We start from the raw sequence: 23,510 nt of genomic DNA on the forward strand, positions 1-23,510 counted from the left end.
GCCTACTGTCCAGGTTCGCTGAGCGAACCACCGTCGGATCAGCCGTTCAGCACGCCGGGGTCCACGCGCGGATCCGCCCGGACATCGATCACCACGGGCAGTTGTCCCTGCGCCACGAGTGCCGCCGCTTCGCGCAGTTCGGCCACGCTGGTGGCCCGCACAGCCGTACAGCCGAGGCTGCGCGCGACGTCATACAGATCCGGCGAATCCAGCAGCGAATACTGCGGATCCAGACCCGACTCCGCCAGCTTGGTGTACTCCGCGCCGTAACAGCCATCGTCGAGGATCACCACGACGAGCGGCAGCCTCTCCCGTGCGGCGGTCGCCAGTTCCATGTACGACATGGCGACTCCACCGTCACCGGCGACCGCCACGGTCAGACCGCTTCGGTCCGCGAAGGCGGCCCCGAGCGCGGTGGCCAGACCGAGCCCGATGGAGCCGAAATTGACCGTGTGGTGGAACCGTCCTCCGCCACCGGTGTGCAGGTACTTCCACGGCGCGCCCATGAATCTGCCGGTGTCGGTGACCACCGACCGGTCGCTCGGCAGCGCCTCATCCAACTCGATCATCGCTGTACGCATGTCGAGCACACCCTGCGTGCCTGCATCGGTGAACTCGCTGCGGGGATCACGCTCCTCGAGGCGACGCCGCAACTTCTCCGAGTTGAAACCGCGCGGCGCGATCTCGGCCTCCGCGAGCATGCTGCGTATGGCGGCGGCGGTGCCCTGCGCGTCGCCGACTATCCCGGCGTCCACCGGGAAGTGCCGACCCAGGGCGGCGGGGTCCACGTCGCACTGCACGATGGCCTTGTCACGGACGAGGTCACCATGCGCGGCGGTGTACTGGTTCAGACTCGCCCCGAAGACCACCAGACAATCGGCCGAAGAGATGGTCTCGATGCCGACGTCGTGCGACACCGTGCCGCACACACCGACGTGCCCTGGCACTCCGGCGAAGTAGTCCTTCGCCAGCAACGTGGTGGCCAGCGGTGCACCCAATTGCACTGCGAGCGCAGCGAGTTCGTCGCGCGCACCCGAGCGCACCGCGCCGGCGCCGGCGAGCACCAGGGGGCGCTGCGCCGCGGCGAGTATGCCGACGGCTCTGTCGAGCGAGTCCTCGTCCGCCGCGGGGCCCGATGGCACGGCCCGGGACGTGATGAATCGTGAGATTTCGTAGTCGATTTCGACGTTGAGTAGAGCGTAGGGAATATCGAGCAGCATCGGCCGGCCAGCCGTCTCGACCGTGATCAGCGCCTTCGCGACGTCGTCGATCACGTGCTCCGGACGCAGCACCTGGCGATACGACGCCCCGGCGAGCGAGGCCGCTGCACGCAGGTCGATGTGCTGCACGAAGTCTCGCTTCTCCGGCGTCTCCCCACTCAGGAGCAGAACGGGGCTTCCTGCGCGAACCGCCTCTGTGAACGCCGTCAGCGTGTTCGTGACGGCAGGCCCATGGGTGACGGATACGACTGCAACCCGATCTGTTTCACGCGCGTAGCCGTCAGCCATCGACACGGCATTTCCTTCATGCACTGCACCGATGAACCTGCCGCCGAGGTCCATGTAGTTCGCGCAGTACTGCATGTTGCCGTCGCCGAGCAGTCCGAAGATGGTGTTCTGACCTGCCGCCAGCAGGGTCCGGGCGACTGCCTCATGAACTGTGATGGTCTCCATCACCGGACCCTAGGCGGCTTCCCGGAGCCGCCAGCCACATGCGTTCCGCTCAGCGGTCCGGAAATGCCGAAACGAGAGCAATCCGAGGTCCTTTCGCCGCTTCTCCCCGAATGACTCAGCGCAAATGGAGACTGAGGAAGTCAGCCACGACACCGGAGAACTGCTGCGGATCCTGGTCGACGGTGGGAACACCAACCCGAGGCAGAGTCACTGACTTCGTGCCCTCCGGCAGTGCCTCGAGCAGACGCGGAACATCCGGGAGTGAGAATTCGTCGAGCTCACCGCAGACGACCAATGTCGGCGGCGATACCCGACTGATCCGATCCTCCATGTGATACGCATTGACCGCGAGATGCCCCTCCTCGATCCTCGGCCCGACCCGCACACCATCCGCGACAAGACGACGGAGCAGATCGGAGTGTCCGGCCGGGTAGTACGGTGCGCGCTTTTCCCAGAGATGCTGGTAGTGACTTCCGTCATCGGACAGGGGCACGCCGTCGATGCTGGGTCGGGATTTCACCGCCTCTCGTCGGTCGGCATCGACATACGGGACCCCGGACAGAACGAGTGCCGACACGAGATCCGGCCTCCGCGCCGCGACCTCCATGGCCACCACGCCGCCGGTGTGATGGCCGACGATCGCACAACTCTCGAGACCCAGTGCATCGATGAGATCCTCGATGCCATCCGCGAACAACTCGATCGACCACGGCACATCAGGACTGTCGGAGGACCCGAAACCCAGTGTGTCGACAGCGATCACGCGAAAAGCCGTCGCCATCGCCGGGATCACGTCTCGGTACTCATCCCATGAGCGTGGCGTCTGATGGAGGAGCAGTACCGCCGGACCGTCGCCGGCCGTGACGTAGTGGATCTGACCCCACCTGGTGTCGGCATAGTGCTTGCGCGTCATCGGATCGTTCCATTCTCGTGAGGGCACAGCACCAACCGGCCGCGAACCCCGCCCCGCCGGAGGCGGTCGACCGCTGCACGGGCGTCGCCGAGTCGCACGCGCTGGACGGGTACGGCGATGTCTCCGGACGTCGCGAGTCGGTCCGCCGCCGAGAGCAGGTCGGCCGACTGGCCACGCCGCCGAAGCATGTTGACGGGCAACAGCGAAACGTCGTTGTACAACCAGCTCGGCAGGTCCAGCTCGAGACCGGTGCCTGCCGTGTAACCCACGATCGCCACGCGGCCGCCCGGCTGAATTCCCGCTCGCAACAACACGTTCAAGACATCTCCACCAACGGTGTCCACCGCGACCGTGCCTCGGCCGGCCCTCGCCAAGGCCGCGGCCAGTACGTCTCCACGGCCGACCACGGGCTCCACCCCGGCCGGAAGCGCCGCCGCGCTCTCCGCCCGGGACACGATGCCGAGCACCCGCGACACGCCCGCACGTATGGCGAGCTGTGCCACCACGCTGCCCACTGCTCCGCCAGCACCCGTGACGATCAAGGTGTCGTCCGACGACACCCTGGCGACCTCATGCAATGCGACATGGGCGGTGGCGGCGACGGTCGACAACGCCACTGCGACAGCAGGATCCAGCGTTTTCGGTATCGGTGACATCGCCGCCGGCGGCACACTGATCCACTCGGCCCAGCACCCGTCCCGGTCCACCCCGAGGCCCTGCCCGCTCAGCCGCACCCGCGTCCCGGCGCTCGGTCCTTCGACGACCACGCCGACACCCTGGGTACCGGGAACGTACGGAACCGACGGCGTGCGCGCGAAATTTCCGGACGCGACGGTGAGGTCCAAGTGCGTGATGGCGGCAGCGAGCACCTTGACCAACACCTCACCCGCGCGGCGTGGACACGCGATCGCTTCCAAGCGAGGAAGGGCGCCGAACTCATGGATCCGCAGGGCTGTCATCCGCTCCGCGGTCACGGCGCGAATATCCGTGGGCGCTCGGCGGACCACGGTCGCGCCATCTCGAGTTCGGCCGCGACGCGCAGCAGCAGGTCTTCTCGCCCCATTGCGGCAGCAAGCTGGATCCCGATGGGCTCATCGGCGTCCGTCAGCGTCGCTGGTACGGAGATCGCGGGCTGGCCGGTGGTGTTGAACGGCGCCGTGAAGCTCAACACGTCCACCGACCGCTGGATGCCGTCGGCCTCGTTCCACGGCCACGACACCTCTTTCGGAGGTGAGGCGAAGACCGGGCTCAGCAGGAGGTCGAAACCACCTTCCCACCACGCAGACATCCGGGACCGGAACCGTCCCTGCCACGCGAACGCGTCGGCGAGTTCGACCCCGGTGATCTCACGCCCACGCCGTTCCCAGTGACGCGTGACGACGTCGAGATCCTCGGGCTCCGGCGGGCCGATCTCCCTGGTCAGCAGTTCGATCGACTGAACGACCGTGACGCTGAGAGCATCGAAGAACATCGGAAGACACTTGGGGTCGTCCATTGCTTCGGGGTAGTCATCGGCTACCTGGTGCCCGAGGGAACGCAACAGGTCCGCGGTCTCGTCGACCGCCTTCCGGACCGGCGCCGTCACTTGCGGGGCGTGCCGCGGAGCATTCCGCATCACGCCGATGCGAAGCCTCCGATGCGGTGCGTTCAGTTGCGCGACCAGACCATCCGCGGGAAGCGGGCGTGGTTGGCCGCGATCGGCCGGCGACGTGACGGAGACCGCATCAAGGATCGCGGCCGTGTCGCGGACGGTACGCGTCACCACCGCCGGGACGCTGTGACCCCAGCGGTCGGCTGCGCCGGGCCCGGCGCTGATCCGCCCGACGGTGGGCTTCAACCCCACCAGGTGGCAGAACGCCGCCGGCATACGTATCGAACCGCCTCCGTCACCGCCCTGTGCCACCGGCACCATCCCTGCTGCCACAGCTGCCGAGGCTCCGCCGGAGGATCCGCCTGGCGTGAGGTCAGGACGCCACGGATTGCGAGTGATGCCATGGGTTTTCGACTCGCTGACAGACAACACACCGAACTCGGGCGCCGACGCCTGGCCGATCATGATGAACCCTGCTCGACGTAGCCGACCGACAAGCAGCGAGTCCTTCGTCGCCACCCGGCGGTGCCGCGCCGGCCAGATGCTCGCCACCGTCGCCGGGTCGCCGGCACTGTCGCTCAACGATTTCGTCAGGCAGGGCACGCCGGCGAACGGCGCCGCCCGGTCGATCCGGTCGGCCTCGGAGCGAGCCTGCTCGTAGCGGCGATACGTGATCGCGTTGAGCCGCCCGTCGACGGCCTCGATCCTCTCGATCGCGGCGTCGACGAGCTCGCGAGGGCTGACCTCACCACGACGAACGAGCTCGGCCTGCCCCGTGGCATCCACGTCGGCCAGGGTCACCGGGCAAACTCCCCTTCGTGTTCAGCTGCCGGTTGCGCGGGGTGATGGCACGACACGTAGTGACCGTCCACGTCGCGGAGCAACTGCGGGTGGGATGTCCGGCAGGTCTCGTCTGCTCGCGAGCACCGGCTGGCGAACGCGCAGCTGTCGAGGTGCGTCTGGACACCGGCCGACCCGCCGGGGCTCGACGATCTGGCGGGCACGAGCCGCTGCCGCGGGTCCGGGGAAGGCACCGCCGACAGCAACGCCTTCGTGTACCAGTGGCGTGGATTGGCGAAGAGCTCGGCCGCCTCACCCACCTCCACGATCTCGCCTGCGTACATCACCGCGACCCGATCGCTGATCTGCCGCACCACCGCCAGGTCGTGCGAGATGAAGATGTAGGTCAAGTGGTGCTTGGCCTTCATTTCCGCGAGCATCTCCAGGATCTGCGCCTGGACCGAGACGTCCAACGCCGACGTCGGCTCGTCGAGGATGACCACGCCGGGACGTGCGACCAGGGCTCGCGCGATCGCGATCCGTTGCGCCTGGCCACCGGAGAACTCGTGCGGCAGCCGTCGGCCCGCCTCTTCGGGCAGGCCGACCTCTTTGAGGGCATCGCGCACACGCTGCCGCCCCTGCGCGGAGCGCCGGGCCGCCCCGAGCGGCTCGCCGACCGACTGCTGGATGCGCATCTTCGGATTCAACGATCCCAAGGGATGTTGGAAGACCATCTGTAAGCGGCCCTTGAGGGTCTTGCGCCCTCGCGGATCCACCTTCGCGCCCTCGAAGTTGATCGCGCCGTGAGTGGGCCCGTCGAGTCCTGCCAGCATGCGAGCCAATGTCGATTTGCCGGAGCCGGATTCGCCGACGATCGACAACACTTCGCCCTCCCTCACCTCGAGGGAGACGCCACGCACCGCAGCAATGTGTTGGCCCTTGCTCCGAAAGACCTTCTGCACATCCTCCAGCGCATAGATCGCCCGCTCCACGGCCCGGCCCTCCGGGACCGGCGACGGTGCTGCCGGATTGGGCTCGAGCCGCGGCATTGCCGCGAGCAGCTTGCGGGTGTAGTCCACCTTCGGCTGCAGCAGCACATCGTCGACCGCACCACGTTCGACGATCTGTCCATTCAGCATGACCGCGACGCGATCGGCGGTCTGTGCCACGACACCCATGTCATGCGAAATGAGCAGAATTCCTACGCCGAACTCGTCCCGTACCGTCTGGAACAACTCCAGGATGCCGGCCTGCACGGTGACATCGAGGGCGGTGGTCGGCTCGTCCGCGAGCAGCAGCTTGGGGTCGCCGGCCAGGGCCAGGGCGATGGCCACCCGTTGCCGCAGCCCGCCGGAGAGCTGGAACGAATACTGGCGGGCACGACGCTGGGGCTCGGGGATGCCGACGCGATCCATCAGGTCCAACACGGCGCGACGCCGTGCGGCGCCGGACAGGCCCTGGTGTCTTGCGACGACCTCGGCGAGCTGACGGCCGATGCGCATGGACGGGTCCAGCGCCCCCATCGCATCCTGGAAGATCGTCCCGACCGTCCGGCCACGCACACCCCGCCAGCCGGCCGGGTCGAGTCCGTGCAGATCCTGACCGCACACACTCAGCCGTTCGGCGGTGATCTGTGCCGATCGCGGTAGCAGACCGGCGCAGGCCATGGCGACCGAGCTCTTCCCGCTGCCGCTTTCGCCGATCAAGCCAAGGATTTCGCCGGGCGCCATCCGTAGATCGACGCCCTTCACGGATGCCTTCGCGTCGCCATACGAGATGGAGAGGCCAGAGATCTCGAGAAGGGCTTCATCGACCTCCGCTTCCGTTCCGCCGTGCTTGGCCAAGCCGACATGGTCGGACGCATTAACGTTCATTTGCCCGATGCGTCCTTCAGGAACAGTCGCGTGTTCGATACCTCGGTCTTGAAGGTGAGACCGCGTGTCCACACTTCCCAGGCCGTGGTCGATGCGTACGGGATCAACATGTACGCCTTCTCCGCTACATAACGATTGATCTTGGCGTAGTCCTGAGTGCGTTCTTGGTCTGTAGTTGCATCGTCGACGGCGGCATCCATCATCTTCCACAGCTTCGGGTCGTTGACCTTGGTTGCTGGCCCACCTTTCGCGAACCACAACGACACGTATTGACTGGGGTCGGCGTTCAGAGCCGCCGACAGTTGCACCATGTCGGCGTTCCAATGACCAGACAGGATCGCGTCAACCAGGTGACTCCACTCGACCTGCTGGATCTTGACCTTCACGCCGATCTTTCCGAGTTGCTCCGCGACCAGTTGCGCCGTGGCGAGTTTCTCCGGGGAGTCCGCGCGGATCGCCATCGTGATGGTGATGTTCTTCTTACCCGTCTGGGCAAGTAACCTCTTGGCTTCGGCCGGATCGTGTTTGTAGTAGGGCATATCCTTGCCCACCTTGGACCCCAAAGGGTCCCCAGGGGGCACGACACCCGACGGCTCCCCTGCGCCTTGTGCACCGATCTTGATCAGCTGATCGCGATCGACTCCCAGGTTGATCGCCCGGCGAACCCGGATGTCCGACAACGGTCCCTCGGTAGTGTTCATCGCGAGCCAGTACGCGCCAGTGTTGTACGTGTCACCGATGTTGAGCCCGGCCTTCTTCAGCTGGTCACGATTCCGAGCCAGCCGTACCTCGGTCATCTGGATGGCGCCCGATTGCAATGCTTGGACCCGCGTGGCCTCGTCCGGCATCACCCGATAGGTCACGGCCTTAACCTTCGCTGCGCCGCCCCAGTACTTCTTGAACGCGGCAGTTTTGATGAACGCGCCCTCTTGGTACTTGGTCAGTGCGTACGGCCCGGTGCCGTTCTCTTGGGTCTTCAGCTGGTCGGTCGACTTGGATGAGACCCACTTCTTGTCCACGATGCCACCACTCCACGGTTGAGCAAGCAGGCGCAGTAGCGACGCCTGGGGACCGCTGAGATCGATGACGACGCGGTGCGCGTCCGGTGCAGTGACCGACTTGATCCGATACAAGGCCCGATAGGGCGAATTCTGTTTCGGGTCCATGATCCGCTTCAAGCTGAAGACGACATCCTGTGCGGTTACTAGGTCTCCGTTATGGAAAGATGCGCCATTCCGGAGCGTGAACTCATACCGTGTCGGCGTCACCTTCTCCCACTTCGTAGCGAGCGCAGGCCGCACGGTTCTTCCGTCGGGGCCGAGCTCGAGCAGGCCCTCGTAGAACTGGGAAACCATGCGCTTCGCATCGAATGCCTGAGCCATGATTGGGTCCAAGCCGCTGCTCGGTTGGGCTTCGTCCGCGATGACGAGCGCTTCGCCCTTGGAGAAGTTCGAGCCCTGCTTAGCGCCGGTACCCGAACCACTGGCGCATGAAGAGAGCACCATGCCCACCGACACGGCCGACACTATTCCGAGCGTTTTGATACCTGTACGACGCGTAGTTGTCATTCTGATCGCCTTCTTTTGTCGGGACGTCCTACTGTGGCTTTTGGACTGCACTTGCGCGGGTTCACACGATCGACTTGCGCGAAACTGCGAACCCCTCTCCGATCAGCCCCCAGCCAATGGACGAGAGAACGAGCGCACCGCCGGCCCCTAGGACCAACCAGGGCGACTGCGTCATGTAGTGCTGTGATTCGTAAATCATGCGGCCCCAGCTCGGCGTCGGTGGCTGCACGCCCAGGCCCAGATAACTCAACGATGATTCAAGAAGAATGACGATGGCGGCAGTGTTGGCGACCTGGATGGTGATCAGAGGCGCGACATTCGGCAATAGATGTTTGAAGGCAATTGTCATTCCGGAGACGCCTGAAACTCGAGCCGACTGAACGAATTCGTGTTCTTTGAGTTCGAGACAACGCCCGCGCACGACGCGTGCGAAGTGTGGCACAGTCACCAAGGCAAGAATGGCTACTAAGGTCGGCTTGTTCGGCGACAGCACAGCGACGACGCCGAGGGCCAACAGCATCGCGGGAAAGGACAAGAGCAGATCGATCGCTCCCATCAGGATCGTGTCGAACCAGCCACCCAGGAAGCCGGCGACGAGCCCGATCGTCGACCCCACCACCATGGCCAGCAAGGCGCTCGCCAGTGCCAGGGTGAGCGACACTCGTCCGGCCACACAAAGCCGCACGAAGTAGTCCCGCCCGACATCGTCCGTACCTAGCCAGTGGGCCGCGGTCGGCCCGGAGAACGGAACACCGGCGACTTCGGTCGCGGAGTAGGGGCGGATCAGACCTACACAGAACGACATGGCGAACAACAGGATCAGGAGCGACAGGCCGACCATGATGCCCGAGCGTGACCGGACGCTATTCAGGCGGCGACTGCGCCGCTGTCCAGCCGACACCGGCGCGGCCTGGGCAGAGGAGGCGTCTGACACATCAGTCATCGATTCGCACCAACCTTCGGGTCCAACAGTGGATAGATGAGATCCACCACCAGGTTCAGCAACACATAGATCGCCCCCAGCAGGAGGAGGCATGCCTGGGCGGCCGCGTAGTCCTGCTTCAGCAATGACTGCACCGTCAACTGACCGATGCCAGGAATTGCGAAGACGTTCTCGATCAGGACGGATTCCCCAATGAGCCCTGCCATCTGCAGGCCGGCGATGGTGACGACCGGGGCAGACGCGTTACGCATTCCGTGGCGCACTGTGGCGCCGAACCTGGTCGCGCCGGTCGCCAGGGCGGTACGCATGTAGTCCTGCTCGTAGATATCGAGCATCGAGGTGCGCATGTACCGACAAATCGTGGATCCCAGCGGAAGTCCGAGCGCGAGGGCAGGCAGAATCATCGCTTTCAGGTTTTCGACCGGATCGACATTGAGTGCCACGAATTCGAGCGTCGGCCATCCAGGAAACCACGTGGACGCCGCAAGCACGAGGACGACGCCGAGCACGAACACCGGCGTTGCCAGTCCGAGAAAGGTACCCGCCCGGGCAACCCGGTCCATCCAACCGCGGTGGTGCAACGCCGCTAGTGCCCCGAGAGGTACCCCCCACAAGACCGAGACAAATGTGGCTGCAACCGCCAGTTCCAGGGTATTTCCCAATCGCGCCTGAATGAGATCGCTGACCGGGAGGCCAGTGAATATCGACGTTCCAAAATTACCCTGCACTATCTGAGATACCCAGGCGAAATACTGCGTCACGATCGGTCGATCGAGACCGAGATCTGCACTGAGGCGCGCTCGGGTCGCAGCATCCGCGTACGGGCCGGCCATAACATCGACCGGGGAACCAGGAAGAGCCTGGACCAACGCGAAAGCGAGAATGGACAACAGCCACAGCACCACGATGCCGCGAAGCAGTCGCCAGAAGATTAGTGAAAGCACCGGCGGAAGCCGCACATCGCGGACCCGATTCAGGAACGGCGCTGAAGGGACAGGCATGTCTTTCATGCGCTTCCTTCCGTTGAGGAGGTCAATATTGGAGGTATGTCGTAGGTCACACCAGTTGTCCGGTTCGCTCACCGGAACGCCGTGCATCCGGCGTGGGCGTCTCGTTCGCGGAGCGGTCAGGCGGAGGTCGACGGGAGCAGATCCTTGGCGATCCGCCCGCCCTGCATCACCATGAGCACATTGCGACTGTCGGAGTAGAGACCGATGTCGTTTAGCGGATCTCCTTGGCAGACAACGAGATCCGCAATCTTTCCAACCTCGAGAGTGCCCAAGTCCTCGTCCAAACCCAACAACGCGGCCGCGTTGGAGGTCCCAGCCGTGATCGCCTCAAGGGGACTCATCCCGATGTGCGTCATGTGCAGCAACTCCTCCAAGTTGTGCCCATGTGCGCGGACGCCCGAATCGGTGCCGAGGGCGAACCTGACACCGCGACGGACGGCCTCGCTGAGCCGACCCGTCGCTACCTCGGCAAGACGCTGTTTCTTCGCCGCGGCCTCGGCAGCGAATTCGGCTGCCGGACCATGGAACGTCGACAGAGTGGGGACGAGGAACGTGCCCTTCTCGACCATGAGGTCGATCGCCTCGTCATCCAGCAGATAGCCGTGCTCGATGCTGGTGACGCCACCCCTCACGGCATTCTTGATGCCTTGCGTACCCTGCGCGTGAGCCGCCACAGGGATGCCGCGATGCCGCTTGGTCTCCTCCACGACGGCAGCAATCTCCTGTTCGGTGAGGCCTTCGTCCTCGGGCTGATCGCTCGGGCTGTTGACGCCGCCCGTGGCACAGATCTTGATGACGTCGGCCCTGTCCCGGATCAGGCGCCTGGTGGCAAGCTGCGCCTCGTCGGGGGTGTCCGCCAACTCGTTGAACGGTTCGAGTACCTCACATGGGTCGAAACCGCTCGGCAGCCGGAAATCTGCGTGCCCGCCGGTGTGGCTCATCAGTCGAACCGCGACGTGCAGCCGTGGGCCCTCGATGAGCCCGCGCTCGACGGCTTCCCGGTACCCCGCGTCGATACCGCCGAGGTCGCGCGCTGTGGTGACTCCGGCATGCAAGGTGTCGCGCATGCGCTGCGCGCGCTCGAAGACCGTGACCGTGGGGAAGTTCTTGAGGAGTCGGTTCCTGAAGTCGCCGTTGTTGTCCATCAGGAAGTGCACATGCGCATCGAAGAATCCAGGGGTGACCGTGCGCCCGGCAACGTCGATCAAACGCGCGGCTTCGGGGTCGGTCGGCGGACACTGGGCTGCCGGACCGACGTACGAGATCCGGCCGTTCTCCACCAGGATCGTTGCATCGTCCACTGGCTCGGCGCCGGTTCCGTCTATCAGCCGTGCGCCCGTGATCTTCGTGACCTGATCCGACATCATGTGATCTTCCATGGCCAAGAATTACCGCAGGCAGACGCTGCCACGCTCTCGCTTCGGTCCGTCCACCGGAACGCTTGCGGGCGCGTTGCTGAGACGCTCGGAGCGGTCGGCGATCAACCTCGGGCGATCCTGTTTGCCCATCTCAGTACTGTGCTCCGATCAGAACGAGAACTGAAATCTCCTGCTATTACGCACCTTTCACATGCGATCGCGGCTGCCAGGCGGGCTCAGGAATTGAGTTGCTGCGCCGCTGCGCGCGCCGCCCGCACGGCGGTGACGACACCCGTCAGCGTCGAATTGCCGACCAAAGCGGTCGGGACGACACCACAGCCGGAGAGGAAGAGGTTGTCGAAGCCCCACACCCGGCTGTCGGGGTCGCAGACGCTGGTGCCGTCGTCCGTCGGACCCATTCGGGACGTACCCGTCATGTGCAACGAGGTGCCCGGCGGCAACAGAACGCTGTCGGTCGCCGGGTCGAGATGACCTATCCGTGCCCCGGCCCGTTGCTGGTAGGACCGCGCCAGCTCGACCAGCTCCAGATCGCGCTCCGAGCGTTCGAAGCGGATGCGCATCCTCGGCATACCGGCGGCATCCAGCTCCGTCGCAGAGAACTCGACACGGTTCGCCCGACGGGTCTCGGTGGGGACATACATCGCCAAGCCCGCGAAGGAATCAACCGGCTCACCCTCCGGCGAGAACCTGACCGTCCCGGACAGCTGACCGTTGAACGGTTGGGCGGCATCGCTGTGCGGCAACCAGAACGACGTGTGCGACCACTCCCCCGAACGCTCCTGCGCGAGGAGTGCCGGCTCGATCCCGATCCGGTCGAGAGCGACACTTGCGCGACCGGTGAGGAAGGCGTGCTCGTTGAGATAACAGCCCAGCGCATCGGGTTTGATGTCCGACGCGAACAACAGTTGGGGAGTCCGGAAGACGTCAGCGCACACCACCGTCACATCGCTGCCCAAATCGGACACGGCTCCGGTCTGCACATCACGCAGTCGGACGCCGGACACCCTGCCGCCATCGTGCAGGATCCGGGTCACGAGACACCCGGATCGGAGTTCGAACCGTGGATCCCCGCCTTCGGAGATCGGCAGGAACATCAGGTTGGGTCCAGTGCGTACCAGGCCGCCGTTCGCATCGGGATTGACCGCCATCGGCAACGGCTGCACTTCGCGACCGCTGGCCGCGACCGGTGCGAAGATCTCGTTCAGCGCTCCGAGAAGCGCAGTCCGAAGTGCCGAGGGGCCGACGGGGTCGGGATTGACACGGAGTACGGACTGGGCGCGATCCATGTCCGCCGCCCACTCGGAGGCGTCGATGAAGTCGGGTACCTCCTGCCCCCATGCGGCGGGCGTCGCGGCAGTCCAGTGGACACCCATCCCGCCCGTGTTCCATGCGAGCGCAGCGGTCGGCATCGCCGCGCTGTCCTCGCCGAACGTGGAGAGGTGATACATCCCCGGCGCGGTCTTGGCCAACTCGGCTCCGAGATCATCAGCCGCGCCCGCCCCGACATACAGTCCCTGCACGCCGGACGCGACGCGTGCTCGGTATGCCGAGCGGAGATCACCCTCCGGTACGTCGTGCAGGTGCTGTCCCGGCGTTGGCCCGAGTGCCCGGCCCGCTTCCAGCATCACGATGTACGCCTCGGGACTTGCCTCGCGGATCAACTGCGCGACCGCGGCCCCCATGATCCCGCTCCCGACGATCGCGACGTGGCATCGATCGGTCTCGATCGCCATGGTTCCTCTCCTAGTTCTCGTCTGACTGCGCGTGGCGACCCGGATCAGGCGATGATCAACGGCCGCAGAGTCTGCTGGGCAATGACGAGGCCCGCCTTCACCTTGTCCTCGCTGCCGCCCCATACCGGATCCTCGTGTTCAACCGAGAGTGTGCCGGTGAAGCCGTGCTCGTAGAGGCCGTCGACGACTGCGTTCCAATCGACCTGGCCGCGTCCCGGCACGCGGTAGCGCCACCAGCCGACATCCCACGGATCCTCCCTGGCGACGGCCTTGCCGAAGAACCCGTATCGCTCGATGGCCCCTGGGAGCACTTCGATGTCCTTGGCCTGGGCGTGCACGATGCGGTCTGCGTATGGCGCAATCGTCGCGACCGGGTCGATGCCGATCCACGTCAGATGCGACGGGTCCCAGTTGAGGTAGAGCCCGAGGTCGAACATCCACTCCCACAGCTCCGGCGAGTATGCGAGATTTCCCGGGTATCCGTCCGGATGCCAGCCCTCCATCACGCAGTTCTCAATGATGATCCGCACACCGCGCTCGCCGGCGTAGTCCACAACAGACCGGAAGATCGGCTCCGCCATCCTCAGGTTTTCCGTCACCGATCGGGTCCAGTCCCGTCCGATGAAGGTGCCGACATACGGCACCTCGAGCAGAGCTGCGGCGTCGATCACCTTGCGCAGATGGGTATGGAACCCCGCGGCGCGGGTCGCGTCCGGGTGCAGGTTGTTCTCGTAGTAGGCGAGGGCCGAAATGGTCAGCCCGCACGCTGACATGACCGCGCGAACCTGGTCTGCCCGTGCCTGATCCATCGAGGCGATCGGCAGGTGTGCTGCCTCGAAATCGCGGCCGCCGGTCTCGGGCCAGCAGGCGACTTCGAGTGCCTCATAGCCCGCAGTGGCAGCCCACCGCGCTATCGATTCGAGCGGCAGTTCGGGCAGACATGCCGTCAGCATTCCCAGTTTCATGACACCAACTCCTCCGGTGTATCGGTGACGTCGGTCCAGCACGAACCATCGCTTGCTCGCAGGACCGCATCCACGAGTCGAGCCGATCGCACGCCGTCCGCAATCGTCGGCAGACCGATGACATCCGCACCGCCGATCGCCGCGTACGTGTCACCGACGAAGGCACGGAAACAATCGCCATACCCCTGCGCGTGTCCGGCGGGGAGCACAGCCAGCCGACGTTGTTCCTCGGACCCGACAGCAGGATCCCGAAGGACGATTCGCGAATCGCGTTCCCCACCGAGCCAAATCCGTTCAGGCTGCTCCTGGTCGAACACGGCGCTTCTCTCCGTGCCGTCCAGCTCGAACCACAGCCGGTTCTTCCGGCCCGCCGAAACCTGGGACACGGTGAGTGACCCGAGGATCCCATCTGTGGTTCGCAGCAGCACCGCTGCGACGTCCTCGGTCGCAACTGTCGAGATGCCGCCCCGGCTGGTCGCTTTCGGCCGCTGTGAGTGGTCGTCATACCCCGGTCTGCCGGGGCGAGTGACCGCCAGCCGCGCGGCGACCTCGGCGAAGCGGATGCCGGCTACCCATTCGACGAGGTCGCACCAGTGCGAGCCGATGTCGGCGAAGGCTCGGGATCGCCCGCCCTGCGAAGCATCCACACGCCAGTTGGTCGAGCGCTCCGGAAGCATCCAGTCCTGCAGGTAGCTGCCGTGCACCAGCTGCCATGTGCCGAACTCACCATGCTCGGCCCGCGCCCGGATCTCCCGCACCAGCGGGTGGTAGCGATAGACGAACGGGACGGTCAGCACCCGTCCGGTCCGGCGCGCGAGCTCCTCCAGCTCGAGAGCATCCTGCACCGAGGTGGCAACCGGCTTCTCACAGACGACATGCTTCCCCGCGGCCAACGCGGCCCTGGCCTGGCTGACGTGCAACGAGTTCGGAGTACAAACGTGGATCACGTCCACGGCACTGTCGGCCAGCGCGGCCTCGAGATCGGGATAGGCCACCGGCGTTTCCCACTCCTCGGCCAAGAGCTTCGACTTGACGGGCGACGAACCCACAACTCCACGCACCGTTGCTCCTACCGCACGTACGGACGCGGCGTGGATCCGGCCGATCATGCCAGCACCAACGATCACGGCGTTGAGTGGTGGGTACGTCATGTGTATGAACCTTCCGATGACTTCAGGACGGATCACAGCATCACCTATGCCTATTGACATACACAAGATGCCGTCTTTAGTTTGTCTGAATGCAAAAAGATACGGAGTCGCAGCGCTCGGGACCGTCCGCCGTCCCGTCGGCGATGCTGAAGGTGCTGGGCATGATCGGCACCGGGGAGGCAACCAGCCGCGCTTCGATCGCCCGGTTCACCGGGCTGGCTCGCTCCACCGTGAGCCAGCAGGTGGACGTGCTTATCGCACGCGGCGTCGTTGAGGAGACCGAGATCAACGGATCCGTCCGAGGTCGCCCGCCGCGTCGGCTCTCGATCAGCCGCGACGCGGGAGCAATCGTCACGATCGACGTCGATGTCATGGCAACGCAGGTGTCGATCGCCGATCTCGGTGCCAACCTGGTTGCTCAGGACATCGTGCGCGCCACTGTGGATGCGGGGGCCGATGAGTTGCTCGATGCCGTCATCGCCGCAGCGGATTCCCTGCTGCGCAAACACCACTGGGATCGATCCCGAGTGCGCCATGTAGTCGTCGGGCTTCCGGCACCTGTCGACTTCCATCGCCGGACCGCGGTGCGCCCGCCGATCATGCCGGGGTGGGACGGTTACCCCGTCGGCGACCACCTGCAGGACGCGTTCGGATGCCCTGTCCTCGTCGACAACGACGTCAATCTGATGGCCCTCGGCGAGGCCGTTCAAGAAGACACGGACACCCCACTGTTGTTCGTCAAGGTCGGTGCCGGGATCGGCGCGGGCATCATCACCGACGCCGGCACGATCCACCGCGGGGCCGACGGCTCCGCGGGGGACATCGGGCACATCCAGGTTCGGACGCGCCGGGACACGGTCTGCAGCTGCGGGAAGCTCGACTGTCTGGAGGCGGTGGCCAGCTATCGCGCTGTCCTCGCGGACCTGAAGATCGAACGATCCGATACCGAGGACCCGCTGCACGCGTCGCGAGAACTCGCTCAGCGGGTCACCCGCAGCGACTCCAGCGCACTCTTTCGGATCCGACAGGCCGCGACCGACCTGGGCGAGGTGGTCGCAACCCTCATCCACACGCTGAACCCGCGCACGCTCGTCCTGGGCGGACCCTTGAGCGAGTTGCACGACGAAGTTCTGTCAGGGGTCCGTGCAGCGGTGTATGCCCGCGCGTTGCCGCTGGCCACGCGCAAGCTCGTCATCACCACGAGCCAGCTCGGCGCCGGTGCCGGGACAGCCGGCGCAGTGGCACTGGCGAGGCAGGAGTGCTTCAGTGCGGAAGGGGTCGCGCGGCTGCTCGCCGCCTCGAGAACGTGAGCGGCCCTTAGCCGTCGAACTCGAAAGCCCTCCTCATCCAGTCGGCCGAGGCATCGGCGCTGGCGCGCGGGTCGGCGATGTCTGGCCGGTCGACCTCGACCATGAGATGACCATCGAAATCGTCCGGGAGTCGATCCACCAAACCTCGTATGTCTAGCCCTCCTCGCCCGGGCTCGACCCACAGGCCCTGCAGGACCGTCTGTTGGTAACCCCAGCCGAGCTCGCGACCTCGATCGGCGACCTCGGGACGACAGTCCTTGATGTGCAGGAAGGAGATCCGCTTCTGGTATTGCGTGATCAGCCCCCCGACGTCCGCCCGCGCCCAGGACAGGTGCCCGATGTCGGGAAGAAAGCCCACCAGGTCGGCGGGAAGTTGGTCGAGAACCGTTCTCGTCTCGTCCTCGGTCTCGATCCACGTCCCGACATGGGGATGGAGGTCGGGCCGGATACCGTACGTCGCCATCCGTTCGGCCGCCTGGCCGATGGCGTCGACGAACGCGCTCAAGCGGGACGGGTCATGGTCGACGCCCTGCGCCGGCGTCTGCACCCTCGGACTGCCCTTGACCATGTTCGTGCCGAGGCCCGTCGTGCTCAAGCCGAGTTCGGCGAGTTCACGTGCGCTCTCCACCGCGGTGTCCACAGCCGCCTGTGCCGATCCCGCTGACCCGTCGAATCGGAGCGTGACATAGCCCGGCGCGAGTCCCAGTCCGGCCTGCTCCACCAGGGACACATACTCCGTGCCGCTCAGTCCCGCCGGTACCGATGCCATCACGTGATCGAATCCGGCGCGTTTCACCTGATCCAGGAGTTCGGCCGGCTCCGGTGCGAGTTCGGGGTCCAACCAGCCATCGTTGGTGGCCATCCATTGGATGGGGTTCAACGCCAGCTTCATACGTGTGGTCACTGCACGGCCTCACTCTTCGTGTCCTGAATGTTCGTGACGAACGGTTCGGTCAGTTCACCGGGGAAATGACACGCAACCTGCTGGCCACTCCCCGCCCTGTCCAGCACCGGATCCACCTCGAGACAGACCGTCCGGTCCGGATGATGCAGCGGGCCGATCGGGCACCGGGTTCGGAAGCGGCAGCCGCTCGGCGGGTTGGCCGGGCTGGGCAACTCGCCCTGGAGGACGATCCGCTCACGGGTCTGCTCCCCCGGGTCCGGCACCGGCGACGACGACAACAGCGACGCGGTGTACGGGTGCTGCGGGTTGCCATAGACGCTCTCCGCCGATCCGTACTCAACGATCCGGCCCAGGTACATCACGGCGACGCTGTCGCTGAGGTGCCTGACCACCGACAGGTCGTGTGCGATGAACAGGTACCCGAGCCCGAGGTCGGCCTGCAACTGCTCCAACAGGTTGATGATCTGCGCCTGGATCGAGACGTCGAGGGCCGAAACCGGCTCGTCCAGGATCAACACCCTCGGTTTGCGAGCGAGTGCCCGCGCGATGCCTATGCGCTGCCGCTGGCCACCGGAGAACGCTTGCGGATACCGGTCCAGGTGGTCCTCACGCAGGCCCACCTGATGCATCAGCGCGCGGGCCTCGGCATCCTGTTCCGTTCCCGCGACTCCACTGAGCTCGAGTGCCTCGCCCAGGGTCTGCCGGATCGTACGACGCGGATTCAGCGAGGCATACGGATCCTGGAAGAGATACTGCACCGTCGAACGGACCGTCCGCACAGCATCGGCATCCATGCCACTGACGTCCGTGCCATCGACCACGAGTGATCCACCGGCCAGCTGATTGATGCCGACGATGCTGCGGGACAGCGTCGACTTGCCGCAGCCACTCTCTCCGACCAGACCGACGGTACGGCCCTCCTCCACCTCGATGCTCACTCCGTCCACGGCATACACCGGCGGGTCGTGTCTGAACAGGCCGCGACGACCCGATCCGACATCGACCCGAACCTCGTGCACCTCGAGAACCGGGCGGGATGAATCGCGTGCCTGCCTACGGCTCTCGGTCGACACCGGCTCCTGCGGAGTGATGTCGTCGCCACGCTGGGCGATGAAACACGCGGTCAGATGACCGGGCGCGTCGATCGTGAGCAGCTCGGGTTGCGCCTGCCGACAGCGTTCCTCGGCGAACCGGCAGCGTTCTGCGAACGCGCAGCCGGCCGGCAGCTTGGCCGGGTCCGGCGGTGCGCCCGGGATGGCCGGCAACGGCTGCCCGAGGCCCTCATCGTCCAGCCGTGGCATCGCCCGTAGGAGGGCAGCGGTGTACGGATGCCGAGGATTGCGGAACACCTCGCGCACCGGGCCGTATTCGACGGTCCGGCCGGCATACATGACCACGACGTCACTGCACAGCTGTGCCACTACCCCCATGTCGTGGGTGATGATGGCGACAGCCACGCCCAGTTCCGTCCGGAGCCGGTCCAGCAGATCCAATATCTGGGCCTGGATCGTGACGTCCAGCGCGGTCGTCGGCTCATCGGCGATCAACAGTTCCGGCTCGTTGGCCAGGGCGATCGCGATCACCACCCGCTGCCGCATGCCGCCGGAGAACTGATGGGGATAGTCGTTGATCTTGCGTTCGACATCGGGGATCCCGACGGCTTCCAGCAACTCGCGCGCTCGAACCCGGGCCGCTCGCCGGTCTCGCCCGTGCACGGTCATTGCCTCGACGATCTGGTCGCCGACGCGCATGGTTGGATTCAGGGCAGCTTGCGGGTCCTGGAAGACCATGGCGATCTTCTGCCCGCGGCGGGTGCGCATCTCCTTCTCGCTGAGCGCGAGCAGATCGGTGCCCGAGTACTCGACCGAGCCCTCCACGATGTGGCCCGGAGGTCGCAGCATCCGCATGATGGATCGTGCCGTGACGGACTTGCCCGATCCGGACTCCCCGACGATGCCCAGGGCCTGACCCGGACGTACCTCGAAACTCACGTCATTGACCGCGGTGACGGGCCCGTCCCGGAGTTGGAACTCCGTCTTCAGGCCGGCCACACGCAGCAACGGCTGCACCGCTGTCCGCATCGGGTCGGAGGCGTCTTCTGTGATCGTCATGATCGATTCACCGCTTCGTTGAAGGCATCGGACAACAGGCTGAACGCGACCGCGACCAGCAGGAGCAACAGGGCTGGCCCCATCACGTAGGTGGGTGATTCCGTGACGAATCGCAGTCCGTTGTTCAACAGCACACCCAGCGACGGTGTCGGGGGCTGAATGCCCAATCCGACGATGGACAGGCCTGCCTCGATGTACACGCCGACGACCATCCATACCGCTGCATTCACCACGCACGCATCAAGCGCATGCGGCAACACGTGCCGAGCGAGGATCTGCCTTTTCGATACGCCGAGAACCCTTGCCGCGAGTACATATTCACGGCTCTGCTGATTCAGCAGGGCGTTCCTTGCGTAACGGCCGGCCGGCGGCAACCCGCTGATGAAGATGGTCAGGAAGAGGGGGAGCCAGCCGGGTCCGAGAATCGCGACGAGGCACACGCCAAGGACAAGGCCCGGGAACCCGAGAATCATGTCGAGGACGCGTTGCAGGGCGACCCCCAGTCGTTCCGAGAGTGCACCTGCCAACCCGATCAACGTGCCGAGGGCCGCGCTCGCCGGGACAGCCGTGAGGATGAGGCTGAGGTCGATCCTCAGGCCGTAGATGCTCCTGACGAAGATGTCCCGGCCGTATTCATCGATACCGAAGATGTGATCAAGCGACGGTCCGGCCAGTGATTGGCTGCCCTGCTGGTCGTAACCGCCCGGAAAGAGGATCGGCGCCAACAAGGCCGCCAGCACCATCACACCGATGATCGTCGCCCCGATGATTCCCTTGGCACTACGGAATGCAGACAGATATCTCGCGATGGTGGGATTCAGCCGACGTTTTTGTGGCGTTGCCACGTCGTCAAGTGCAGTCATTGCTTGCTCCCGAGGCGTACGCGTGGATCGATGCTGGCAAGGACGATCTCGGTCAGGATCTGCGCGAACGCCGCCACGATGACGATGCCCAGGATGAGCACCTGCAACGTGGTGAAATCTCGCGTATCCACGCTGGTCACAGCAAGTTGGCCGATGCCGTTCCGGCTGAAGATCGCCTCGATGATCACCGCTCCGGCGATCAGGTTGCCGACCTGAAGACCGACGCCGACCACGGCGTTGCCGAGACTGTTGCGCAGCACGTGTCGCAGCGTGATCCGCCGCGGCGGAACACCCTTGGCCTTGGCCAAATCGACGAACTCTTCGTTCCGCGTCTGCAGCATCTCGGTCTGCACCATCCGACCGACCACGGCGCCTGGCGCCAGCGCGAGCGCGAAGGCCGGCAGGATGAGGTACTGAATGCCGATCGCGGGGTCCTGGAAGAGGCCCACCTCGCCACTCACTGGCAGCCAGCGGTGGAAGATCCCGAAGATGAGGATCAGGACCAATGCGATCAGGAACGACGGTATGGCGATCAGCATGCTGCTGGACAGATCGAGCACCGTCCGCGCGACGCGGCTGCGCGGCGAGCCGCCCAGGACACCGAGCGTCATGCCGATGAGGATCACCAGGACGATCGAAACCAGAGCGAGCTGCACGGTGCTTCCGAGGCGATCACCGATGAGGCTCGCCACGCTGCGGTGCGTCACGTAGGACTCACCGAGGTCTCCGTGCAGGAGGCCCCAGATCCAGTCCCAGTACTGCGCGAACAGTGGTCGGTCGAGCCCGAGCTGGGTTCGGATCGCGTCGATGTGCGCCTGAGTGGGATCAGTCCCCGCGAGCGAGACGGCCACGTCACCGGGCGCGAGCCGCGGCAGGGCGAACGCTGCGACCGAGCTGAGGATCACGACGATTGCCAGCGTGGGCAGCTTCAGGATCAGATAGCGGAGCATCGGTCGCGCCTCACTTGTTCACCCATGCGTGGGTCAGGTCGATGAAGCCCATCTGGGTCCCGGTCACACCGTGTACGTCGCTCGTGGACACCGACAGTGACGGGCGGGTGATCAGTGGCACGGCGAACGCCTGGTCCAGGAAGTACTTGTTGTATGACGAGAGCGCCTTGACCTGCGCGCCCTCGGTCGTCGCCGCCGAGACGTCACGCACAAGTTGCGTGTACTTCGGCGAACTGAAGTTCTCCGGGTTCTTCGACGCGAGCAACTCGGCCCTCCCGAGGACCGCGCTTGCCGGTGAGAGTCCATTGCTGGCCAGCAGCAGGAAGGCTGGAGCCTTCATGTTCCCGGCCGCGATCCGCGCGTCGAACTCCGTCGCGGACAGCGTCACGGCGTTGGCGTGCAACCCCACCTTGTCCAGGTTGTTCTTCACGATCTGGAAGATGCCCTTCGCCTCCGGGGTGTTGAGCGTGACCATGTCGAAGGACACGTTCCCGACGCCCGCCTTCTGCAGCAGCTGCTTGGCTTTCTTCGGGTCGTACTTGTAGTGATCGGCCTGCGACTTGTCATATCCCACAGCGCTGGTCTTCCATGGCAAGGACGTCGCCGTTCCCTGACCGCTCTCCACCTGCTTGACGATCCGGTCGCGGTCGATGGCGTACTGAGCGGCCTGCCGCACAGCCTTCTTGTCGAAGGGTTTCTGTTTCACGTCGAAGCCGAGCGGAATCGCCGATCCACCAGTGCTGATCAAGTTGTAGCCGGATTGCTTGCTGAGCGTGTACGCGTTCAGCGCACCCATTCCGACGGCGTATTGGACCCGGCCGCTGCGGATCGCCGAGAGCAGCGCCGTCGGGTCGGTGATGATATCGACCACGATCTGCTTCAGATGGACGCTCTTGGCGTCGCGGTAGTTGGGGTTCTTGGCCAGCACGATCTTGCCGCCAGGTGTCCAGGACTTCCAGGTGAACGGTCCGGTGCCGTCGACAGTCTTGCCGGCGGCATACTTCGCGTAGCTCTTCGGATTCAGAATGGGCATCGTCTCAAGCAGATCGAAGATGCTCGGCAGTGGTCGAGCAAACGTCAGCTTGATCTCCTCGTCACCGACTGCCTGCATCTTGGTGATGTCTGCGGCGATCGCCTGGTTGGCCGCGCCTGTTCCCGGGTCCTTCACCTTCTGCAGGGTGAAGACCACGTCGTTCGCTGTCAGCGGCGCTCCGCTGTGGAACTTGATGCCCGGTTTCAGCCGGATGTCCATGCTCTTGCCATTCGGCGCCAGTCGCCAGGACTTCGCGAGCACACCCTCCGGCTTGCCCGTTTTGGCACTGATCCTGGTGAGGGTCTCGAGCACGGAGTACTCCGTCAGAATGTTGCCGACCGAGGTCTTCAGGAACGATCCGGGGTCCGCATCGCTGGTCTGGGCAACGGTCAATGTGCCACCATCCTGGGCGACGCCGCCCGTGCCGGCGGCATTCGCCTGATCCTGCTGCTTAGCAGCATTGGTGCACGCGCCGAGAGCGAGCACTGCGCTCAGGCCTACCGCGACCGACATCAGGGTGTGGTGGCGCAACCTGCACTGCGAGTGGGACATCGTTACTCCTCGATCCAAGGCATCTGCGGGACAGCCGGCCGGTGAACAACACGAGAAGACACTCGGAAGGTGTGTCACCGTGGGCGGTATGGCCATCGTCGGCCTTGAGCGATGAGCATTGTCCATGCCACATGAAGTCGCAACCTGCCGGTTTAAATTTTCTGACGAGCGTAAATGGTGCCCGAACCTGACATAATCTGCCGCCGG

General features: G+C 65.0%; 18 protein-coding genes. 1 reads left to right on the forward strand and 17 read right to left on the reverse strand.

Annotated elements, in window-relative coordinates:
• Window positions 1-38 precede the first annotated feature (38 nt).
• The 12 genes from VG502_RS16475 to VG502_RS16530 form a co-directional block, all read right to left on the reverse strand.
• The gene (locus tag VG502_RS16475) at window positions 39-1,673 is read right to left on the reverse strand and encodes a thiamine pyrophosphate-binding protein (RefSeq protein ID WP_325551168.1); all 1,635 of its coding nucleotides are present in this window, start codon (window positions 1,671-1,673) and stop codon (window positions 39-41) included.
• A 115-nt stretch (window positions 1,674-1,788) separates the two neighbouring features.
• A complete protein-coding gene (locus VG502_RS16480) occupies window positions 1,789-2,586 on the reverse strand; it encodes an alpha/beta fold hydrolase (RefSeq protein ID WP_325551169.1) in 798 nt (265 codons plus the stop codon).
• Window positions 2,583-3,560, reverse strand: coding sequence for a quinone oxidoreductase family protein (locus VG502_RS16485; RefSeq protein WP_325551170.1), 978 nt, complete (start codon window positions 3,558-3,560; stop codon window positions 2,583-2,585). Before VG502_RS16485 ends, VG502_RS16480 begins: the two co-directional genes overlap by 4 nt.
• Window positions 3,557-4,978, reverse strand: a complete 1,422-nt coding sequence (locus VG502_RS16490) for an amidase (protein ID WP_325551171.1) — start codon at window positions 4,976-4,978, stop codon at window positions 3,557-3,559. Before VG502_RS16490 ends, VG502_RS16485 begins: the two co-directional genes overlap by 4 nt.
• The gene (locus tag VG502_RS16495) at window positions 4,975-6,831 is read right to left on the reverse strand and encodes an ABC transporter ATP-binding protein (RefSeq protein ID WP_325551172.1); all 1,857 of its coding nucleotides are present in this window, start codon (window positions 6,829-6,831) and stop codon (window positions 4,975-4,977) included. The genes VG502_RS16490 and VG502_RS16495 overlap by 4 nt, the downstream gene beginning before the upstream one ends.
• Window positions 6,828-8,348, reverse strand: a complete 1,521-nt coding sequence (locus tag VG502_RS16500; protein WP_325551173.1) for an ABC transporter substrate-binding protein — start codon at window positions 8,346-8,348, stop codon at window positions 6,828-6,830. The genes VG502_RS16495 and VG502_RS16500 overlap by 4 nt, the downstream gene beginning before the upstream one ends.
• Window positions 8,349-8,460: 112 nt before the next feature.
• Window positions 8,461-9,342: an ABC transporter permease gene (locus VG502_RS16505; RefSeq protein ID WP_325551174.1), complete on the reverse strand. Its 882-nt coding sequence runs from the start codon at window positions 9,340-9,342 to the stop codon at window positions 8,461-8,463.
• The gene (locus VG502_RS16510) at window positions 9,339-10,424 is read right to left on the reverse strand and encodes an ABC transporter permease (protein WP_325551175.1); all 1,086 of its coding nucleotides are present in this window, start codon (window positions 10,422-10,424) and stop codon (window positions 9,339-9,341) included. Before VG502_RS16510 ends, VG502_RS16505 begins: the two co-directional genes overlap by 4 nt.
• Before the next feature lie 44 nt (window positions 10,425-10,468).
• Complete coding sequence (locus tag VG502_RS16515; RefSeq protein ID WP_325551176.1) at window positions 10,469-11,719, reverse strand: amidohydrolase family protein; 1,251 nt, start codon at window positions 11,717-11,719, stop codon at window positions 10,469-10,471.
• 227 nt (window positions 11,720-11,946) lie between these two features.
• A complete protein-coding gene (locus tag VG502_RS16520) occupies window positions 11,947-13,464 on the reverse strand; it encodes a GMC oxidoreductase (RefSeq protein ID WP_325551177.1) in 1,518 nt (505 codons plus the stop codon).
• Window positions 13,465-13,508: 44 nt separating this feature from the next.
• Window positions 13,509-14,429 carry a sugar phosphate isomerase/epimerase family protein gene (locus VG502_RS16525; protein WP_325551178.1) on the reverse strand — a complete coding sequence of 307 codons (921 nt, stop codon included), beginning with the start codon at window positions 14,427-14,429 and terminating at the stop codon, window positions 13,509-13,511.
• The gene (locus VG502_RS16530) at window positions 14,426-15,580 is read right to left on the reverse strand and encodes a Gfo/Idh/MocA family protein (RefSeq protein ID WP_325551179.1); all 1,155 of its coding nucleotides are present in this window, start codon (window positions 15,578-15,580) and stop codon (window positions 14,426-14,428) included. Before VG502_RS16530 ends, VG502_RS16525 begins: the two co-directional genes overlap by 4 nt.
• Before the next feature lie 89 nt (window positions 15,581-15,669).
• Here VG502_RS16530 and VG502_RS16535 point away from each other — a divergent pair, with 89 nt between their 5' ends.
• On the forward strand, window positions 15,670-16,890 hold the full coding sequence (locus VG502_RS16535) for an ROK family transcriptional regulator (protein WP_325551180.1): 1,221 nt from the start codon (window positions 15,670-15,672) through the stop codon (window positions 16,888-16,890).
• 7 nt (window positions 16,891-16,897) lie between these two features.
• Here VG502_RS16535 and VG502_RS16540 read toward each other — a convergent pair whose 3' ends face one another.
• The 5 genes from VG502_RS16540 to VG502_RS16560 are packed head-to-tail and all read right to left on the reverse strand — an operon-like array spanning window position 16,898 to window position 23,303.
• Window positions 16,898-17,794 carry a sugar phosphate isomerase/epimerase family protein gene (locus VG502_RS16540; protein WP_325551181.1) on the reverse strand — a complete coding sequence of 299 codons (897 nt, stop codon included), beginning with the start codon at window positions 17,792-17,794 and terminating at the stop codon, window positions 16,898-16,900.
• Window positions 17,791-19,905 (reverse strand): ABC transporter ATP-binding protein, encoded by a 2,115-nt coding sequence (locus tag VG502_RS16545; protein WP_325551182.1) that lies wholly within the window; start codon window positions 19,903-19,905, stop codon window positions 17,791-17,793. Before VG502_RS16545 ends, VG502_RS16540 begins: the two co-directional genes overlap by 4 nt.
• A complete protein-coding gene (locus tag VG502_RS16550) occupies window positions 19,902-20,768 on the reverse strand; it encodes an ABC transporter permease (protein WP_325551183.1) in 867 nt (288 codons plus the stop codon). The genes VG502_RS16545 and VG502_RS16550 overlap by 4 nt, the downstream gene beginning before the upstream one ends.
• A complete protein-coding gene (locus VG502_RS16555; RefSeq protein WP_325551184.1) occupies window positions 20,765-21,718 on the reverse strand; it encodes an ABC transporter permease in 954 nt (317 codons plus the stop codon). The genes VG502_RS16550 and VG502_RS16555 overlap by 4 nt, the downstream gene beginning before the upstream one ends.
• Before the next feature lie 10 nt (window positions 21,719-21,728).
• The gene (locus tag VG502_RS16560) at window positions 21,729-23,303 is read right to left on the reverse strand and encodes an ABC transporter substrate-binding protein (RefSeq protein ID WP_325551185.1); all 1,575 of its coding nucleotides are present in this window, start codon (window positions 23,301-23,303) and stop codon (window positions 21,729-21,731) included.
• Window positions 23,304-23,510: the final 207 nt, after the last annotated feature.

The sequence above is a fragment of the Flexivirga sp. genome, assembly GCF_035551235.1.
Taxonomy (GTDB): Bacteria; Actinomycetota; Actinomycetes; order Actinomycetales; family Dermatophilaceae; genus Flexivirga.

Coding starts and splice junctions, on each gene's coding strand:
- VG502_RS16535 (WP_325551180.1), top strand. CDS start 15,670: ATGCAAAAAGATACGGAGTCGCAGCGCTCGGGACCGTCCGCCGTCCCG.
- VG502_RS16495 (WP_325551172.1), bottom strand. CDS start 6,831: ATGAACGTTAATGCGTCCGACCATGTCGGCTTGGCCAAGCACGGCGGA.
- VG502_RS16545 (WP_325551182.1), bottom strand. CDS start 19,905: ATGACGATCACAGAAGACGCCTCCGACCCGATGCGGACAGCGGTGCAG.
- VG502_RS16480 (WP_325551169.1), bottom strand. CDS start 2,586: ATGACGCGCAAGCACTATGCCGACACCAGGTGGGGTCAGATCCACTAC.
- VG502_RS16520 (WP_325551177.1), bottom strand. CDS start 13,464: ATGGCGATCGAGACCGATCGATGCCACGTCGCGATCGTCGGGAGCGGG.
- VG502_RS16555 (WP_325551184.1), bottom strand. CDS start 21,718: ATGCTCCGCTATCTGATCCTGAAGCTGCCCACGCTGGCAATCGTCGTG.
- VG502_RS16505 (WP_325551174.1), bottom strand. CDS start 9,342: ATGACTGATGTGTCAGACGCCTCCTCTGCCCAGGCCGCGCCGGTGTCG.
- VG502_RS16550 (WP_325551183.1), bottom strand. CDS start 20,768: ATGACTGCACTTGACGACGTGGCAACGCCACAAAAACGTCGGCTGAAT.
- VG502_RS16530 (WP_325551179.1), bottom strand. CDS start 15,580: ATGACGTACCCACCACTCAACGCCGTGATCGTTGGTGCTGGCATGATC.
- VG502_RS16515 (WP_325551176.1), bottom strand. CDS start 11,719: ATGATGTCGGATCAGGTCACGAAGATCACGGGCGCACGGCTGATAGAC.
- VG502_RS16475 (WP_325551168.1), bottom strand. CDS start 1,673: ATGGAGACCATCACAGTTCATGAGGCAGTCGCCCGGACCCTGCTGGCG.
- VG502_RS16525 (WP_325551178.1), bottom strand. CDS start 14,429: ATGAAACTGGGAATGCTGACGGCATGTCTGCCCGAACTGCCGCTCGAA.
- VG502_RS16560 (WP_325551185.1), bottom strand. CDS start 23,303: ATGTCCCACTCGCAGTGCAGGTTGCGCCACCACACCCTGATGTCGGTC.